Source organism: Streptomyces sp. A1277 (assembly GCF_004795015.1).
Lineage (GTDB): Bacteria > Actinomycetota > Actinomycetes > Streptomycetales > Streptomycetaceae > Streptomyces.
Genome location: NZ_SSBI01000054.1, coordinates 17,499 through 34,025 on the forward strand (window position 1 = coordinate 17,499; position 16,527 = coordinate 34,025).

Below are 16,527 nucleotides of genomic sequence, written 5' to 3' on the forward strand. Positions count from 1 at the left end.
CCGCGCTACGCGGACTTCTCGTGCCGGCCCTCGTCGCCCTTGCCGATCGTGCGCGGCTCGCGCGGGACCAGGGTCGGGTTGACGTTGTTGCGGACCACGTCGGCGGTGATGACCACGCGGGCGACGTCCTTGCGGGACGGCACCTCGTACATCACCGACTGGAGGACCTCCTCCATGATCGCGCGCAGGCCGCGCGCGCCGGTCTGGCGCAGGATCGCCTGGTCGGCGATGGCCTCCAGCGCCTCGCGCTCGAAGTCCAGCTCCACGCCGTCGAGTTCGAAGAGGCGCTGGTACTGCTTGACCAGGGCGTTGCGCGGCTCGATGAGGATCTGGAGCAGGGCCTCGCGGTCCAGGTTGTGGACCGAGGTCAGGACGGGGAGGCGGCCGATGAACTCGGGGATCATCCCGAACTTCACCAGGTCCTCCGGCATGACCTCCTGGAACTGGTCGCTCGCCTGGATCTCCCGCTTGGAGCGGATCGTGGCGCCGAAGCCGATGCCCTTGGCGCCGGCCCGGGACTCGATGATCTTCTCCAGGCCGGAGAAGGCGCCGCCCACGATGAACAGCACGTTCGTCGTGTCGATCTGGATGAACTCCTGGTGCGGGTGCTTGCGGCCGCCCTGGGGCGGTACGGAGGCGGTGGTGCCCTCCAGGATCTTCAGCAGGGCCTGCTGGACGCCCTCGCCGGAGACATCGCGGGTGATCGACGGGTTCTCGCTCTTGCGGGCGACCTTGTCGATCTCGTCGATGTAGATGATCCCGGTCTCGGCCTTCTTGACGTCGTAGTCAGCGGCCTGGATCAGCTTCAGCAGGATGTTCTCGACGTCCTCGCCGACATAGCCGGCCTCCGTCAGCGCCGTCGCGTCGGCGATGGCGAACGGGACGTTGAGCATGCGGGCCAGCGTCTGCGCGAGCAGCGTCTTGCCGGAGCCCGTGGGGCCCAGCAGCAGGATGTTCGACTTGGCGAGCTCGATCGCGTCGTCGCGGCCCGCGCCGCCGCCGTTCTCGCCGGCCTGGACCCGCTTGTAGTGGTTGTACACAGCGACCGAGAGGGCCTTCTTCGCGGGCTCCTGCCCGACGACGTACCCCTCGAGGAACTCGTAGATCTCGCGCGGCTTGGGAAGCTCTTCCCAGCGGACCTCGCTCGTCTCCGCGAGCTCCTCCTCGATGATCTCGTTGCAGAGATCGATGCACTCGTCGCAGATGTACACACCGGGACCCGCGATGAGCTTCTTCACCTGCTTCTGGCTCTTTCCGCAGAACGAGCACTTGAGCAGGTCGCCGCCATCACCGATGCGTGCCACGAGGTGCTTCCCCTTCGCCTGGGAGACGCCTGGTTCAGCGGCTCCTGGTGCCTCTATCCGACGGTACCTTGCCTGGCCCCCCATGCGGGCCCCCCTTGGCACGGTTCACACGGCCGTGACCGGCTGTCCGTTCCGTGCCAAGGGGCCGGGCCCCACGTCAGGCGACCGCTCCGGCCGCGCTCTTGCGGGTCGCCACGATCTGGTCGACCAGACCGTAGGCGAGGGCGTCCTCGGCCGTCAGGATCTTGTCGCGCTCGATGTCGTCGCGGATCTTCTCGATCGGCGTGGTGGAGTGCTTGGCCAGCAGCTCCTCCAGCTGGGTCCGCATGCGCAGGATCTCGTTGGCCGCGATCTCCAGGTCGGAGAGCTGCTCACGGCCGGTCTGCGAGGACGGCTGGTGGATGAGGATGCGCGCGTTCGGCAGCGCCAGGCGCTTGCCGGGTGTACCCGCGGCGAGCAGGACGGCGGCGGCGGAGGCCGCCTGGCCCATGCAGACCGTCTGGATGTCCGGCTTCACGAACTGCATCGTGTCGTAGATCGCGGTGAGCGCGGTGAACGAGCCGCCGGGGCTGTTGATGTAGATGGAGATGTCCCGGTCCGGGTCCATCGACTCCAGGCACAGCAGCTGCGCCATGACGTCGTTGGCGGAGGCGTCGTCGATCTGCACGCCGAGGAAGATCACGCGCTCCTCGAAGAGCTTCGCGTACGGGTCGTACTCGCGCACGCCCTGCGAGGTGCGCTCCACGAAGCGCGGGACGATGTAGCGGTTGTCCACCTGCGGGCCGGTGTAGAGGCCGCTCGCGGAGGCGCCGGAGAAGTTGTTCATGTGGGTGTTCACCATCCTGGTGGCGTTCTGTGGCTGGGTGTCTCGGCGTACGAGAGATGCGCGGTGCGGTGCGGCGCTGTCCGGGGGACCGGATCAGGCGCCGGTGCCGCCGCCGCCCGGAACGCCCGATGCGACGGTGATGATCTCGTCGATGAGGCCGTAGTCCTTGGCCTCCTCCGCGGTGTACCAGCGGTCGCGGTCGCCGTCGCGGATGATCGTCTCCACGGTCTGGCCGGAGTGGCGGGCGGTGATCTCCGCCATCCGCTGCTTGGTGCGCAGCAGGTACTGGGCCTGGATCTTGATGTCCGACGCCGTACCGCCGATGCCGGCCGAGCCCTGGTGCATGAGGATGTCGGTGTTCGGGAGCGCGAAGCGCTTGCCGGCGGTGCCGCCGGTGAGCAGGAACTGCCCCATCGAGGCGGCCATGCCCATACCGATGGTGACCACGTCGTTCGGGATGTACTGCATGGTGTCGTAGACCGCCATGCCGGCCGTCACCGAGCCGCCGGGGCTGTTGATGTACAGGTAGATGTCCTTGTCCGGCTCGGCGGCAAGGAGGAGCAGCTGCGCGGTGATCTTGTTGGCGATGTCATCGTCGACCTGCTGACCGAGGAAGATGATGCGCTCGCCGAGCAGTCGGCTGTAGACCTGGTCACCGAGGCCTCCACCGAGGGACGGCTCTCCGGCGGCGTAGGGCATCAGATTCGTCACGTATCCACCTGCTCGTCTCTGACGGCTCCGGCCGTCTCAGCGTCTTCGTACCGGGTGGGCCGGGACTCCCCGACCCTTCCTCTTCATGGACCCTAACGCGCAGGTGGGACAACGCCATCCCGCTTCCGCAACTGTTCGCTGGGAGCGCAAGGTCCGCAGTTGGCACAAGGGTTGTGGCGAATCGTCCGCGGTACGACGACGGGCTCCGGACGCGGTGGCGTCCGGAGCCCGTCGTACGGGGTCAGCGCGAGGCTCAGACCTCGGTCTTCTCCTCGGCGGCGGCCTCGGCGGCGCCCTCGGCGGCCTCCGTGGTCTCCTCCGCCGCGTCCTCGTCGTCTTCCAGCTCGACGACCTCGCCGTTGGTGTCGACGACCTTGGCGGCCTCGACGACCACGGCCAGCGCCTTGCCGCGGGCGACCTCGCCGACGAGCATCGGCACCTGGCCGCCCTCGACCACGGCCTGGGCGAACTGGTCCGGGCTCATGCCGGAGGAGGCGGCACGCCGCATGAGGTGCTCGGTGAGCTCCTCCTGGTTGACGTTCAGCTTCTCCTTGTTGACGAGCTCGTCCAGGATGAACTGGGTCTTGATGCCCTTGACGGCCTGCTCGGACGTCTCGGCCTCGAACTCCTCAAGGGTCTTGCCCTGGATCTCCAGGTACTTCTCGAGGGTGAGACCCATCTGGCCGAGCTGGTGGTGCTCCAGGTTGTGCTTGCGGGTCTGAACCTCGTCCGCGAGCAGCTTCTCCGGGATCGGGACCTCGGCGAGCTTGAGCAGCTCTTCGAGGACGCGCTCCTGGGCCTGGGTGGCCTGGTCGTACTGCTTGGTGTTCTCCAGGCGCTTGCGGCTGTCCGCCTTCAGCTCCTCCAGCGTGTCGAACTCGCTGGCCATCTGGGCGAACTCGTCGTCCAGCTCGGGGAGCTCGCGGGCGGCGACGGCGGTGACCTTGACGGTGACCTCGGCCTCCTTGCCCTCGGCGGAGCCGCCCTTCAGCTCGGAGGTGAAGGTGGCCTCGCCACCCGCCTCCAGGCCGGTCACGGCGTCGTCGATGCCTTCGAGGAGCTCGCCGGAGCCGATGGTGTACGAGACACCCTCGGCCACGCCGTCCTCCAGGACCTCGCCCTCGACCTTGGCCTGCAGGTCGATCGTGACGACGTCGCCGGCGGCGGCGGCGCGCTCGACCGGGTTGGTCGAGGCGAAGCGCTCGCGGAGCTGCTCGACGGCCTTCTCGACGTCCTCGTCGCTGACCTCGAGGGCGTCGACGGTGACCTCGATGCCGGAGTAGTCCGGGATCTCGATCTCGGGGCGCACGTCCACCTCGGCGGTGAAGGCCAGCAGCTCGCCGTCCTTCAGCTCCGTGATGTCGACCTCGGGCTGGCCGAGGACGTTGAGCTCACCCTCGTTGACGGCCTCGGTGTAGAACTTCGGGAGCGCGTCGTTGACGGCCTCCTCCAGCACAGCACCACGGCCGAACCGCTGGTCGATGATCCGGCTGGGGATCTTGCCCTTGCGGAACCCCTTCACCGTGACCTGCTGGTTGATCTTCTTGTACGCCGCGTCGAGGCTGTCCTTGAGCTCCTCGAAGGGCACCTCGATGCTGAGCCGAACCCGGGTCGGGTTCAGGGTCTCCACGGCGCTCTTCACGGTTCGGTCTCCTTGGTGGCTGACTTCTTGGGGTTCTGCTCGGCCGCACAGGAGGCGGCTTCGCGGACCGAGCCCGGTACATCAGACACACGGGCACGCATTTTGCATAGTAACGGCAAGGGGGAGGACTCCCACAACGCGATCTTGCCGCTGGTCCTCGCCGGTGGTCGGGGTGGCCGGATTCGAACCGACGACCTTCCGCTCCCAAAGCGGACGCGCTACCAAGCTGCGCCACACCCCGTCGGTGCGACACGTAGGGTACATGCAGACGGGCACCGGACCCGCAGCTTTGCGCCGGTCGGCCGGGCGCGGCACCGTCCGCCTCGGTATGGGGTGTGCGGGCAGCGCCCGCGACCCGCTACGATGCTTCTCGTGCCGCGGTCCCCGTGACCTGCGGCGCGCCGCACGCGGGCGTAGCTCAATGGTAGAGCCCTAGTCTTCCAAACTAGCTACGCGGGTTCGATTCCCGTCGCCCGCTCCACGCACGACGAGGGGCCCGGTCCGGTGGACCGGGCCCCTCGTCGTGTCCCGGGACCGGCACCGGTTCGGCACCGGCCCGGGCCCGGGCTCAGAAGCTGATCTGGTTGATCGTCTCGGCTATCGAGTTCATGAACCTGTTGATCGACGGCGCCATGCCGGTCGATGCCAGGAAGAAGCCGAAGAGCACCGCGACGACCGCGGGCCCGGCCTTGATGGAACCGCCTCGGATCATGACCACCAGGATGATGGCCAGAAGAAGCACCACAGACAGTGAAATGGCCACGACTGATCACACCTTCGGTCGGTCCGCCTTGCCGGCCCGGAGCTGTGCGGCCGTGCACCCCTCCGTTCCGTCCATCGTGCCACCAACTCCCCCCGGGTCGCTGCCAGGTGACGAATCGACCTGTCGATATCACGCCATCTTGCGCCCCTTGCGCCCCCTGTGCGCCCGATGACTCGAACGGCTGAGGCCCCGTCATGCACAGGCACCCCCGCCCGGCCCCGCACCGCTGCCGCCGCATCGGCCCGTTTCTGTGAATCCGCGCCTCGGAGCGATATGCAACGGTGATCGTTTCTGTATCCACACAGTTTATTCACAGGGAAATTCGTCGCCGAACGCGACGTAATTCACTTCGGCCAACTCACTGACGGTATGCACCATTTGATACGGATGAAACCGGCCACAACGGGCACGCTTTGTTGGTTTGGCATTTGATATGCAGGGAACACGCGCTATTCGACGGCGGTTTTACGGATGGCAATCGAGACGTCTAGGGTGCTTGAGATGTTCCACGCTCCGAACGCAATGCAGAGGGCCGCGCTTTCCCCGGCGACCGGGGAGCCGGAGCCCAGACCCCCTGCGTCGGCGGCGACCGCGGAGGCACCCGCTCCGGTAGCGAACGAGGCCGCGCAGGGCGCCCCCGCCAAGAAGCGTGACGCCTTCTTCGACAACGCGAAGTACCTCGCCATCGTGCTGGTCGCGGTGGCGCACTCGTGGGTCCCGGTCATGGACGGGAGCCGGGCCGCCCGCGCGCTGTACATGGTGACGTACACCTTCCACATGCCCGCGTTCATCCTCATCTCGGGTTACTTCTCACGGTCGTTCGACCTGAGCCCCGCCAAGGTGAAGCGGCTGGTCACCGGTGTCGCCGTGCCGTACGTGGTCTTCGAGACGGCGTACTCGCTGTTCCGGCGGTACGCGAACGACCAGCCGGACGCCCCGATCAGCCTGCTGGAGCCCTGGTACCTGACCTGGTTCCTGGCCGCCCTGTTCATCTGGCGGCTCACCACCCCGCTGTGGCGCAATCTCCGCCACCCGCTGGCCGTCTCCCTCGTGATCGCCGTCCTCGCCTCGCTCGCCCCCGGCATCGGTGACGACCTCGACCTGCCGCGCGTCCTGCAGTTCCTGCCGTTCTTCGTGCTGGGACTCCAGCTGAAGCCGGAGCACTTCGAGCTGGTGCGCCGCCGCGAGGCGCGGCTGATCGCCCTGCCGCTGTTCGCCGTCGCCGTCGTCTTCGCGTACTGGGCGGCACCCCGCATGCAACTGGGCTGGTTCCTGCGGGACTCCAGCGCCCAGGACATGGGCGCGCCGTGGTGGTCGGGCGCCGTGATGACGCTCGCGATGTTCGCCTGCGCGACGCTGCTGACCGCCGCGTTCCTGGCGCTGGTGCCACGCCGGCACATGTGGTTCACGGTGCTCGGCGCCGGCACGATCTGCGGCTACCTGCTGCACGGCTTCCTGGTGAAGGGCGCCGACTACGCGGGCGTCTTCGACGACCACGCCTGGCTGGTCTCGCCGACCGGTCTGGTGATCGTGACCGTGGTCGCCTCCGCCGCCGTGACCCTGCTGTGCACGCCGCCGGTGCGGCGGGTCCTGCGCTGCGTGACCGAGCCGGACATGGACTGGGCGTTCCGCCGGGACGCCGCCAAGATCTGAGCCCCCCGCTCCCCCACACGCGAAGCCCGGCCCGGCGTGGCCGGGCTTCGCGTGTGGGGGAGCGGCCGGGCTTCGTCGTATCGGCCGGTGTTGGCTCAATCCCGCCGTTCGGCCGGCAGCTTCCAGAGCGCCCCGTCCACAGCCTTCAGAGTTGCGGGCCTTCGGGCTCTCCATCGACCCCGGCGGCCTGCCGACCGTCCTGTGGGCCGGTGCCGGCCGCCGCCGCGGTCACCCTCGCGATGAACGTCTTCGCCGGGATCGCCGCCGCCAAGGTGTACGCGTTCGGCCCGCAGGCCACCGCGAACATCTCCACCACCCTCGTGGCGCGCGGCGAGTTCGCCCTGATCCTCGCCACGATGGCGGCCGGGCGCTCGTACTGGCTGGGCCGCTTCCTGCCGGGCGGGCCGGAACCGGCGCTCCCCGGTCCCGTTCGGGTCGGCTCAGGACTTCCGTGACAGGAGCAGCAGGGCCCGGTCGTCGTTGACGTCCTTGGCGCACGCCTCGATCAGGTGCCAGGCGGCGCCCTCGAAGCCGGTGGCGACATAGCGGTCGGCCTCGCCGGTCAGCCGGTCGATGCCTTCCGCGATGTCCCGGTCCGATGCCTCCACCAGCCCGTCGGTGAACAGCATCAGCACGTCGCCGGGGGCCAGATGGCCCTTCACCGGGTCGAACTCGGCGCCGTCGTACACCCCGAGCAGCGGGCCCTCCGCCGCCATCTCCTCCCACTGGCCGCTGCCGGCGTGGAGTTGGAGGGCGGGCGGATGGCCCGCCGAGAGGAGTTCGTAGTCGCCCGTTTCGAGGTCGAGGACCAGGTGGATCGAGGTGGCGAAGCCCTCGTCCCAGTCCTGGCGCAGCAGATAGCCGTTGGCGGCGGGCAGGAAGCCGTGCGGCGGCAGTGAGCCGAGGAGCCCGCCGAAGGCGCCGGACAGCAGCAGGGCGCGGGAGCCCGCGTCCCTGCCCTTGCCGGAGACGTCGGTCAGGACCGCCTCCAGGGTGCGCCCGCCGTGGGTGCGGGCCGCGACGACGAAGTCCCCGGAGAAGGACTGCCCGCCGGCCGGGCGCAGCGACATCTCGCGGTGCCAGCCCTGCGGGAGGCGGGGCAGCGAGCTCTGCACCCGGATGCGTTCGCGCAGGTCGAAGAGCATGGTGCCGCCGCGCCGCCAGGGCACGCCGACCCGGGCGCGGAACTGGGCGAGGATCAGCCCGAAGAACCCGCAGGCGGCGACCGTCAGCACGGTGCCGGGGGTGACCCTGGCCGGGCCATTCTCGTAGGGGCCGAGCCAGATGGACTCCACGATGAGGGCGGCGGCGGCCGCCGCGTACAGGCCGAGCAGGCTGGCGGGGCGCAGCAGCAGGCCGCCGGCGACGATCGGCAGGACGAGCATGGTGGGCGCGCACCAGACCGGGTCGGCCAGGGTGGCGCAGGTGATGGCCGGGATGACGAGCAGCAGGCCGGCCAGGGCGATCCAGTCGGAGCCGTCGCCGCGGAAGTAGTCGACCCCGGACCTGCGCAGCGTGCTGCGGACCCGGTGCGCCGATTTCCGCAATCGGGCCGGGTACGTCTCTGCTCCTGCGCGTCGGGCCATTGCGGGGACCTTATCCACCCGGCGGCCTCCGGTGCAGGGGGACCCCATGACAATGTGTTCGAAATCGGCCCGTCCGGGGCCGTACTTGCGGGTAGCCGGGTGCGCTCACGCGGACTGGCAGCCCGGGCACCAGAAGAGGTTGCGGGCGGCCAGGTCGGCCGTGCGGATCTCGGTGCCGCAGATGTGGCAGCCCTGGCGGGCGCGCCGGTAGACGTAGACCTCGCCGCCGTGGTCGTCCACGCGTGGCGGGCGGCCCATCGCCTCGGGCAGGTGCTCGGGGCGGACGGTGTCGATCCGGTTGTTCCGTACGCCCTCGCGCATCAGCGCGCCCAGGTCCGCCCAGATCGCGTCCCACTCGCGGCGGGTGAGGTTCTTGCCCGCCCGGTAGGGGTCGATGCCGTGCCGGAACAGCACTTCGGCGCGGTAGACGTTGCCGACTCCGGCGACGACCTTCTGGTCCATCAGGAGGGCGGCGACGGTGGTCCGGCTGCGGGAGATCCGCTGCCAGGCCCGTTCGCCGTCCTCGTCGCCGCGCAGCGGGTCGGGGCCCAGCCGGTCGTGTATCGCGCGCTTCTCGGCGTCGGTGATCAGGGCGCAGGTGGTGGGGCCGCGCAGGTCCGCGTGGTGGGCGTCGTTCAGCAGGCGCAGCCGGACGGTCTCGGTGGGCGGCGGGGCCGGCACCGTACCGAAGCCGAGCTTGCCGAACAGGCCGAGGTGGATGTGGACCCAGCCGGTGTCGGGGAAGCCGAGGAAGAGGTGCTTGCCGTGGGCGTCGGCCGCTTCGAGGACCTGGCCGTCGAGCAGGGCGGCGCTGTCCGAGAACTTGCCCTGCGGGCTGCTGACCCGCACCGGCCGGCCGGCGAAGCGCTCGCGGTGGTCCGCGGCGAGGCGGTGGATGGTGTGTCCCTCGGGCACGGTGGCGGGTCTCCTCGGTGGGGGCGGGGGCGGACATGGCTGTGCCGCCGGAAGGACCGGCGGCACAGGGGGTCGGGGGTCAGCCCTGCTGCGGGTGGTGGGCCGGGACCGGGGGGAGTTCGCCGGTGTTCTCGTACGCGGTGAGCATGTCGATGCGGCGGGTGTGCCGCTCCTCGCCGGAGTACGGGGTGGCGAGGAAGATCTCCACGAACTTGGTGGACTCCTCGACGGTGTGCATCCGGCCGCCGATGGAGATCACGTTGGCGTCGTTGTGCTCACGGCCCAGTGCGGCGGTCTGCTCGCTCCAGGCGAGTGCGGCGCGGACGCCCTTGACCTTGTTGGCGGCGATCTGCTCGCCGTTGCCGGAGCCGCCGATCACGATGCCGAGGCTGTCCGGGTCCGCGGCCGTCTTCTCGGCGGCCCGCAGGCAGAACGGCGGGTAGTCGTCCTGGGCGTCGTAGATGTGGGGACCGCAGTCGACGGCTTCGTGGCCCTGTGCCTTGAGCCACTCGACGAGGTGGTTCTTGAGTTCGTAACCGGCATGGTCGGATCCGAGGTACACGCGCATGGGAGGAGTGTGGCACGAGCGGAGCCGGGTGGCCGACGACGGGGTGCGGCCGCACGGGCTGCCCGGCCCCGTCGACGGGGGGCCGGCCCGGGAGTTCGGGTAAGCCGCCGACCGGGTGCGCGCGCTCGACGTGGTGACGGGTGACGGGGTGGCGCGCGGCGGCGGCCGCATGGACGGCTTCCACGGCCCCGGACGGCCGAGAGGCTCGCCGGTCTGGTGTCGCGGTACGACCCGGCGAGCCTCTTCGGAGGTCCCTGCTTACGGAAGCGGGGGCGGCGGGGTCAGCCCCGGCGGCCGATGAGCTTCCAGGAGGCGGGCAGCGCGCCCATGGCGAGGGCCGCCTTCAGCGCGTCGCCGAGGAGGAACGGCGTCAGGCCCGCGGCGATCGCGGCGCTCGCCGACATGCCGGTGGACAGCGCCAGGTACGGCACGCCGACGGCGTAGATGATCGCGGAGCCGAGCACCATCGTGCCCGCGGTGCGCAGCACCGAGCGGTCGCCGCCGCGCCGGGCCAGGCCGCCGACCACGGTGGCGGCGAGCAGCATGCCGAGCACGTAGCCGAAGGAGGCACCGCCCGCGCCGGAGCTGCCGGCCGAGAACCACGGCATGCCGGCCATGCCGACGAGCGCGTACACGGCGAGGGAGAGGAAGCCGCGGCGGGCGCCGAGCGCGGTGCCGACGAGGAGGGCGGCGAAGGTCTGGCCGGTGACCGGGACCGGGGAGCCCGGGACCGGCACGGCGATCTGCGCGGCTATGCCGGTGAGCGCGGCGCCGCCGAGCACCAGGGCGGTGTCCACGGCGTAGCGGTGCCGGACGGCGGGCAGCAGGTCGGCGAGGACCGCTCCGGTACGGACGGGGGCGGCAGCAGTGCTCATCGGGACTCCGCGGGGGTGAGGGCAGACAGAGGGACGGACTGAGCCTGACGTTAGCCGACGGAGTCGCGCTCGATCACCATCAGCGGCCCACAAAGCGGCGGTTGGGGCGTTGGTGGGATTCACACAACGAACGACGCGCAATCATCGCGGGGCGTGATGCTTGTCACGGAGGTGGGAATGGATTCTTCCGGGCTGGGCCGGGAAGGGGCGCGGGGGCAGGACTGTGAACTCCCTCTAAAACTCCGCCCCGTGACGGCGGCCCGTCGCCTGCCGCTCCACAGGGCCGCGGCGCGGATCCGGTGACCGTATAGCGGACCGTGGTTCCCGGTGATCGGGGCGCGTGTTCAGGCTTGAGGACGTCCCCCGTCTCACCGACCGGACAGAGTTCGTCCATGTCCCGGACCTCCTCCCCCACCGGCTCGCCGGCCACCGCGCCGGACACCGCGCCCGACACCTCCCTCTCGCACGGGCTGAAGCAGCGCCGTCTGTCGATGATCGCGCTGGGCGGTGTCATCGGCGCCGGGCTCTTCGTCGGCTCCGGTACGGGCATCGCCGCCGCGGGCCCCTCGGTCGTCGTCGCGTACGCCGCCTCCGGGCTGCTGGCCATGCTCGTGATGCGGATGCTCGGTGAGATGTCGGCGGCCGATCCGGCGTCCGGTTCGTTCTCCGTCCACGCCGAGCGGGCGATCGGCCCGTGGGCCGGTTTCACGGTGGGCTGGGCGTTCTGGGTGCTGCTCTGTGTGGCCGTCGGGCTCGAAGGGATCGGCGCGGCCCGGATCGTCACCGGCTGACTGCCCGGGACCCCGGAGTGGGCCTGGGTGGCGCTGTTCATGGTGGTGTCCCTGGGGGCGAACCTGGCCTCGGTGTCGAAGTTCGGCGAGTTCGAGTTCTGGTTCGCCGCGCTCAAGGTCACCGCGATCGCGCTGTTCCTGGTGCTGGGCGTGCTGGCGGTGGTTCCCGGGGCTGACGGTGGTGGCGCTGCTCGCCATGGCCGGGATCTTCGTCCTGATGCTCCGCCAGCCCGGCACCCGCGACCAGCTGCTCGCGTCGGGCGCGCTGACGGCGGCCCTGGCCGCCGTCGGGACCGTACGCGGGCGGCGCGCCGGGACCAGGACGAAGGACTGACCCTCTCTCAGCCACTCCTGCTGTTAGCCTGCTCTTGCATATAGGTTGCAATAACAACGGTTCAGCAGCTGGAGGGTTCGAAACCAATGGCCACGTACACGCTCCCGGAACTCCCGTACGACTACGCCGCGCTCGAACCGGTCATCAATCCGCAGATCATCGAGCTCCACCACGACAAGCACCACGCCGCGTACGTGAAGGGCGCGAACGACACCCTGGAGCAGCTGGAGGAGGCCCGCGACAAGGAGGCATGGGGAGCGGTCAACGGCCTCCAGAAGAGCCTGGCCTTCCACCTCTCGGGCCACATCCTGCACTCCATCTACTGGCACAACATGACCGGTGACGGCGGCGGCGAGCCCCTCGCGGCGGACGGCGTCGGCGACCTCGCGGACGCGATCACCGAGTCCTTCGGCTCCTTCGCCGGCTTCAAGTCCCAGCTGACGAAGGCGGCCGCCACCACGCAGGGCTCCGGCTGGGGCGTCCTCGCCTACGAGCCGGTCAGCGGCAAGCTGATCGTCGAACAGGTCTACGACCACCAGGGCAACGTGGGCCAGGGCTCGGTCCCGGTCCTCGTCTTCGACGCCTGGGAGCACGCCTTCTACCTCCAGTACAAGAACCAGAAGGTCGACTTCATCGAGGCGATGTGGGCCGTCGTCAACTGGCAGGACGTGGCCAAGCGCTACGCCGCCGCCAAGGAGCGCGCGGACGTCCTGCTGCTCGCCCCCTGACCCGGGGCGCTCCCGGCCGGGGGCGCATCGAGCGTCCTGCCTCGTGATCGTCTTCTCAACCTTCACCGGGCAGGCGGATGAAGGAGAGGCCCCCGCCTGGACGTGACAGGCGGGGGCCTGTCTGCTGCATGATGTCCGCCATGAGGAGCAGATCATGACGATCACCGTCCAGCAGCTGGCGTGCTACCCGGTCAAGGGCTGTGCCGGCGTCGCACTCGACAGCGCACGGGTCACCACCACCGGCCTCGAACACGACCGGACGTTCATGGTGGTCGACGCGGCCCACGGCACCTTCCGCAGCCAGCGCACCCACCCCGCGATGGCCGCGCTCAGGGCCGAGGTCCTGGACTCCGGGGCCGTGCTGGCCCTGTCGGCCGAGGGCGCGGGGCCGCTGCGCCTGGACGTCGTCCGGGACGGGCCGCGCCGCGAGGTCAGCATGTTCGGCAAGGACCTCGGGCCGGCCGTCGACCAGGGGGACGAGGCCGCGCAGTGGTTCTCCGACGCACTCGGGGCCCCGTCCCGGCTGGTCCGGGCGGTCCCCGGCTTCGACCGCGACGGCTGGGGCGACACCCCCGGCAAGCTCAACTTCGCCGACGCGCACGCGGTCCTGGTCACCTCGACGGCCTCGCTGGCCGCTCTCAACGCCCGGATCGCCGCCCGGGGCGACGCCGCGCCCGTGCCCATGGACCGCTTCCGCCCCAACATCGTGCTGACCGGTGAGGACGAGCCGCACTTCGAGGACCGGGTGGCGCGGATGTCGCTGGGCACCGTCGAACTCGCCCATTCCACACGGGCGACCCGGTGCAACGTCACGCTCGTCGACCAGCCGTCCGGCCGCCGCGAAGGCCCGGAGCCGTTGCGCACCCTGGCCACGTACCGGCGCGAGCCGGAGTTCGGCAACAAGGTCAGCTTCGGCGCGAAGAACGCGGTGGTCCGCGAGGGCGTGGTGCGGGTCGGCGACCGGGTCTCGGTCGGCAGCCCGGTCGGCGGCTGAGCGCCCGTAAATCCACCTGACCCGGGCGGGCCGGTCGCCTAGGCTCCGGGCGGTACGGGACGACGACGTGGACGTGGAGGATGACTGTGCGCTACCGCGAGCTGGGACGCAGCGGACTTTCGGTGTCGGAGATCGGCTACGGCGCCTGGGGCATCGGTGAGTCCGGCTGGGTGGGGGCCACGCAGGACGAGTCCGTGCGCGCCCTGCACCGGGCGATCGACCTCGGTGTGAACTTCATCGACACGGCGCGCGGCTACGGCGAGAGCGAGCGCATCGTCGGGCAGGTCGTACGCGAACGGGCCGGCGACGAGGTGCTGGTGGCGACCAAGGTGCCGCCGGAGAACGGGGCGTGGCCGGCCCACGACGGCATCGACCCGGCCGACGCCTTCCCGGGCGAGCACATCCGCACCAGCCTGGAGACGAGCCTGCGCACGTCCGGTCTGGACCACTTCGACGTGCTCCAGTTCCACGTCTGGAACGACGAGTGGGTGGGGCGCGGGGACTGGCTGGAGACGGTCGCCGCGCTGAAGCAGGAGGGCAAGGTCCGCCTGTTCGGTGTCTCCGTCAACGACCACGTGCCCGACAGCGCCCTCGCGCTCGTCCGCAGCGGCGTGGTGGACAGCGTGCAGGTCATCTACAACGTGTTCGACCAGGCACCGGCCGACGCGCTGCTGCCGGCCTGCCAGGAGCACGGGGTCGGGGTGATCGTGCGGGTGGCGCTGGACGAGGGCGGGCTGACCGGCCGGATCACCGCGGACACGACGTTCCCCGAGGGCGACTGGCGCAACCGGTACTTCCGCGACGACCGCCCGGCCCAGGTCGAGCAGCGCGTCGCGGCGATCGTCGCGGACCTGGGCATCGAGCAGGACGCGGTCGCGGAGCACGCGCTGCGGTTCGTCCTGAGCCACCCGGCCGTCTCCACGGTCATCCCGGGCATGCGCAGCGTGCGCAACGTGGAGCGCAACACCGCGGTCGGCGACGGGTGCCCGCTCAGCGCCGACCAGCTCGCCGTGCTCGCCCGGCACCGGTGGCAGCGCAACTTCTACTCCTGAGCCAGGCGCTCACCGGGCCGCCGCGTCGTCCTTCGTCCACGGGCCGACGCCGAGCCGGCCCGTGGTGCCGAGGTCGAGCTCCGGGGTCACCGTCACGGGCGCGGCCCCGGGCTTCGCCGTGACCTCGGCATAGGGGGCGTTCACCGGGTCGCCCTCCGTGGTGGTGTTGCGCCACGCCAGGATCGCGCGCGCTGACTCCCCCGGCCGCAGGCTGACGGGCCGGGGCGGGGCGCTCCCGCCGACCCCGGTCGAGATCTTGTCGGTGCCGTGCAGGACGTTCACCCCGGTCACCGGTTCGCGGTCCTCGCCGAGGAGCCGGAGCGCGGGGTAGCCGTCGAGGCGGTAGTCGGCGGTGCCGCAGTTGACCAGGTGGATGCCCATGACGCGCAGCCCCATCGCGGCGTCGCCCCGGTCGTTCGTGATGCGGACCCCGGAGGGCGGGCAGGCGTCGGCGGCGGGCGCCTCGCCGGCCGGGACGGCCCGCACCTTGGCGATCCTGGCCCGCAGCATCCGGGCGGAGCCGGGCCCGTCCTCCGTGTCGAGGGGGCGGCGCACGGTCTGGCCGGGGCGCACGTTCTCGACCGTGCGGGTGGTGTTGTCCATGGCCTCGCCGAAGCCGTTCACCAGGGTGAGGGTGATGGTGAAGGTGAGCGCTTCCCTCTCGGTGTTGGTGACCTCGAACCCGGTGGAGGGGGCGCCGGAGGGCCCGCACGTGCCGGTGACGACGCGGACGTTGTCCCAGGTCCGGCCGGAGGGGTCGTCGACCGGGGCGGCGGCGCAGGTGGCGCCGGGCGAGGCGGCCTCGGACCCGGCCGTTTCCTTCCCGCATCCGGTCAGGAGCGCGGTGCTCGCGAGGGCGGCACACAGGACGAGGGCGGTGGCGGGGCGCATCCGCCCAGAAGATCAAAGAGCGCCGCGCCGGGCTGTGCGCGAGGTCACATCCAGCGTCACAGCGGCGTCACAGCCCGCGCGGGGCCCGGCCGGACGGACGGGCCCCGCGCTGCCGTGTCCGCTCAGTCGAAGACCGGCCCCTGGGTGCGGGTGCGCTTGATCTCGTAGAAGCCGGGGATCGAGGCGACGAGCAGGGTGCCGTCCCAGAGCTTCGCCGCCTCCTCGCCCTTGGGGGCGGGGGTGACGACCGGGCCGAAGAAGGCGACCTGCTCGCCGTCGGCGCCGGGCACGGCGATGACCGGGGTGCCGACCTCCTGGCCCACCTTGTCGATGCCCTCCTGGTGGGAGGCGCGCAGCTCGGTGTCGTAGGCGTCGGAGTCGGCGTAGTCGGCGAGTTCGACGGGCAGGCCGACGTCCTTCAGGGCGGCCACGACCGCCTCCCGGGTGGGGCCCTCGCCCTTGTTGTGGAAGCGGGTGCCGAGGGCCGTGTAGAGCGGGCCGACGATGTCGTCGCCGTGCTTCTGCTGGGCGGCGATCACCACGCGGACCGGGCCCCATGCCTTGTTCTCCAGCATGTCGCGGTACTCGTCGGGCAGCTCGTCCAGCCGGTTCTCGTTGAGTACGGCCAGGCTCATCACGTGCCAGCGGACCTCGACGTCGCGGACCTTCTCCACCTCCAGCATCCAGCGGGAGGTCATCCAGGCCCACGGGCAGAGCGGGTCGAACCAGAAATCGGCGGGGGTCTTGCCGGTTGCCGTGCTGTTGTCAGACATGTCTCTCCTCAAGCGGACCGATCTCACTCTGTGCGCGAGAACACCGCGGGGCGCTCCGGCCATTCCCGAGTGCTCGGCCGGGAGACGGCATGGGAGGATCAAAGTATTCGAACGTGACACA

16 protein-coding genes, 2 tRNA genes and 3 pseudogenes are annotated in these 16,527 nt (G+C 70.6%); 9 read left to right on the plus strand and 12 right to left on the minus strand.

Annotation, left to right across the window (positions count from 1 at the left end; all coding sequences use genetic code 11):
- Positions 1 to 5 precede the first annotated feature (5 nt).
- From clpX to E6R18_RS28910, 5 genes are all read right to left on the minus strand, one after another.
- The gene (clpX, locus tag E6R18_RS28890) at positions 6 to 1,304 is read right to left on the minus strand and encodes an ATP-dependent Clp protease ATP-binding subunit ClpX (RefSeq protein ID WP_018103185.1); all 1,299 of its coding nucleotides are present in this window, start codon (positions 1,302 to 1,304) and stop codon (positions 6 to 8) included.
- A 157-nt stretch (positions 1,305 to 1,461) separates the two neighbouring features.
- The gene (locus tag E6R18_RS28895) at positions 1,462 to 2,145 is read right to left on the minus strand and encodes an ATP-dependent Clp protease proteolytic subunit (protein WP_136319834.1); all 684 of its coding nucleotides are present in this window, start codon (positions 2,143 to 2,145) and stop codon (positions 1,462 to 1,464) included.
- Positions 2,146 to 2,223: 78 nt separating this feature from the next.
- Positions 2,224 to 2,829 (minus strand): ATP-dependent Clp protease proteolytic subunit, encoded by a 606-nt coding sequence (locus E6R18_RS28900; RefSeq protein WP_168712469.1) that lies wholly within the window; start codon positions 2,827 to 2,829, stop codon positions 2,224 to 2,226.
- Positions 2,830 to 3,094: 265 nt separating this feature from the next.
- Positions 3,095 to 4,483: a trigger factor gene (gene tig, locus E6R18_RS28905; protein ID WP_136319836.1), complete on the minus strand. Its 1,389-nt coding sequence runs from the start codon at positions 4,481 to 4,483 to the stop codon at positions 3,095 to 3,097.
- A gap of 164 nt (positions 4,484 to 4,647) precedes the next feature.
- Positions 4,648 to 4,724, minus strand: a tRNA-Pro gene (locus tag E6R18_RS28910).
- 166 nt (positions 4,725 to 4,890) lie between these two features.
- Here E6R18_RS28910 and E6R18_RS28915 point away from each other — a divergent pair.
- Positions 4,891 to 4,964 (plus strand) — tRNA-Gly (locus E6R18_RS28915).
- An 87-nt stretch (positions 4,965 to 5,051) separates the two neighbouring features.
- Here E6R18_RS28915 and E6R18_RS28920 read toward each other — a convergent pair.
- Positions 5,052 to 5,246: a hypothetical protein gene (locus tag E6R18_RS28920; protein WP_026249602.1), complete on the minus strand. Its 195-nt coding sequence runs from the start codon at positions 5,244 to 5,246 to the stop codon at positions 5,052 to 5,054.
- Between the two features lie 501 nt (positions 5,247 to 5,747).
- Here E6R18_RS28920 and E6R18_RS28925 point away from each other — a divergent pair.
- On the plus strand, positions 5,748 to 6,899 hold the full coding sequence (locus E6R18_RS28925; RefSeq protein WP_206308456.1) for an acyltransferase family protein: 1,152 nt from the start codon (positions 5,748 to 5,750) through the stop codon (positions 6,897 to 6,899).
- A gap of 157 nt (positions 6,900 to 7,056) precedes the next feature.
- A pseudogene (locus E6R18_RS28930) lies at positions 7,057 to 7,354 on the plus strand (cation:proton antiporter); the annotation flags it as partial.
- Here E6R18_RS28930 and E6R18_RS28935 read toward each other — a convergent pair.
- From E6R18_RS28935 to E6R18_RS28945, 3 genes are all read right to left on the minus strand, one after another.
- Positions 7,340 to 8,485 (minus strand): PP2C family protein-serine/threonine phosphatase, encoded by a 1,146-nt coding sequence (locus E6R18_RS28935; protein ID WP_136319838.1) that lies wholly within the window; start codon positions 8,483 to 8,485, stop codon positions 7,340 to 7,342. The pseudogene E6R18_RS28930 and the gene E6R18_RS28935 overlap by 15 nt on opposite strands.
- A gap of 105 nt (positions 8,486 to 8,590) precedes the next feature.
- A complete protein-coding gene (locus tag E6R18_RS28940; RefSeq protein WP_136319839.1) occupies positions 8,591 to 9,400 on the minus strand; it encodes a DNA-formamidopyrimidine glycosylase family protein in 810 nt (269 codons plus the stop codon).
- Positions 9,401 to 9,479: 79 nt separating this feature from the next.
- A complete protein-coding gene (locus tag E6R18_RS28945; protein WP_136319840.1) occupies positions 9,480 to 9,968 on the minus strand; it encodes a ribose-5-phosphate isomerase in 489 nt (162 codons plus the stop codon).
- Between the two features lie 157 nt (positions 9,969 to 10,125).
- Between E6R18_RS28945 and E6R18_RS35100 the strand changes: the two are divergent.
- Positions 10,126 to 10,269: pseudogene (locus E6R18_RS35100) on the plus strand (FAD-binding protein); the annotation flags it as partial.
- Here the strand turns inward: E6R18_RS35100 and E6R18_RS28955 are convergent.
- Positions 10,250 to 10,843: a biotin transporter BioY gene (locus tag E6R18_RS28955; RefSeq protein ID WP_136319841.1), complete on the minus strand. Its 594-nt coding sequence runs from the start codon at positions 10,841 to 10,843 to the stop codon at positions 10,250 to 10,252. The pseudogene E6R18_RS35100 and the gene E6R18_RS28955 overlap by 20 nt on opposite strands.
- A 392-nt stretch (positions 10,844 to 11,235) precedes the next feature.
- Here E6R18_RS28955 and E6R18_RS28960 point away from each other — a divergent pair.
- The 5 genes and pseudogenes from E6R18_RS28960 to E6R18_RS28975 all read left to right on the plus strand — a co-directional run.
- Positions 11,236 to 11,811: pseudogene (locus E6R18_RS28960) on the plus strand (amino acid permease); the annotation flags it as partial.
- A gap of 1 nt (position 11,812) precedes the next feature.
- Positions 11,813 to 11,968, plus strand: a complete 156-nt coding sequence (locus E6R18_RS34245) for a hypothetical protein (protein ID WP_168712467.1) — start codon at positions 11,813 to 11,815, stop codon at positions 11,966 to 11,968.
- An 86-nt stretch (positions 11,969 to 12,054) separates the two neighbouring features.
- Positions 12,055 to 12,696 carry a superoxide dismutase gene (locus tag E6R18_RS28965; RefSeq protein ID WP_136319842.1) on the plus strand — a complete coding sequence of 214 codons (642 nt, stop codon included), beginning with the start codon at positions 12,055 to 12,057 and terminating at the stop codon, positions 12,694 to 12,696.
- Between the two features lie 154 nt (positions 12,697 to 12,850).
- Complete coding sequence (locus E6R18_RS28970; protein ID WP_136319843.1) at positions 12,851 to 13,690, plus strand: MOSC N-terminal beta barrel domain-containing protein; 840 nt, start codon at positions 12,851 to 12,853, stop codon at positions 13,688 to 13,690.
- 86 nt (positions 13,691 to 13,776) lie between these two features.
- Positions 13,777 to 14,742: an aldo/keto reductase gene (locus tag E6R18_RS28975; RefSeq protein ID WP_136319861.1), complete on the plus strand. Its 966-nt coding sequence runs from the start codon at positions 13,777 to 13,779 to the stop codon at positions 14,740 to 14,742.
- A gap of 9 nt (positions 14,743 to 14,751) precedes the next feature.
- Here E6R18_RS28975 and E6R18_RS28980 read toward each other — a convergent pair whose 3' ends face one another.
- Together E6R18_RS28980 and E6R18_RS28985 are read right to left on the minus strand one after the other, a co-directional pair.
- On the minus strand, positions 14,752 to 15,633 hold the full coding sequence (locus E6R18_RS28980; protein ID WP_136319844.1) for a DUF4232 domain-containing protein: 882 nt from the start codon (positions 15,631 to 15,633) through the stop codon (positions 14,752 to 14,754).
- Positions 15,634 to 15,755: 122 nt separating this feature from the next.
- A complete protein-coding gene (locus tag E6R18_RS28985) occupies positions 15,756 to 16,406 on the minus strand; it encodes a DsbA family protein (RefSeq protein ID WP_136319845.1) in 651 nt (216 codons plus the stop codon).
- Between the last annotated feature and the right edge of the window lie 121 nt (positions 16,407 to 16,527).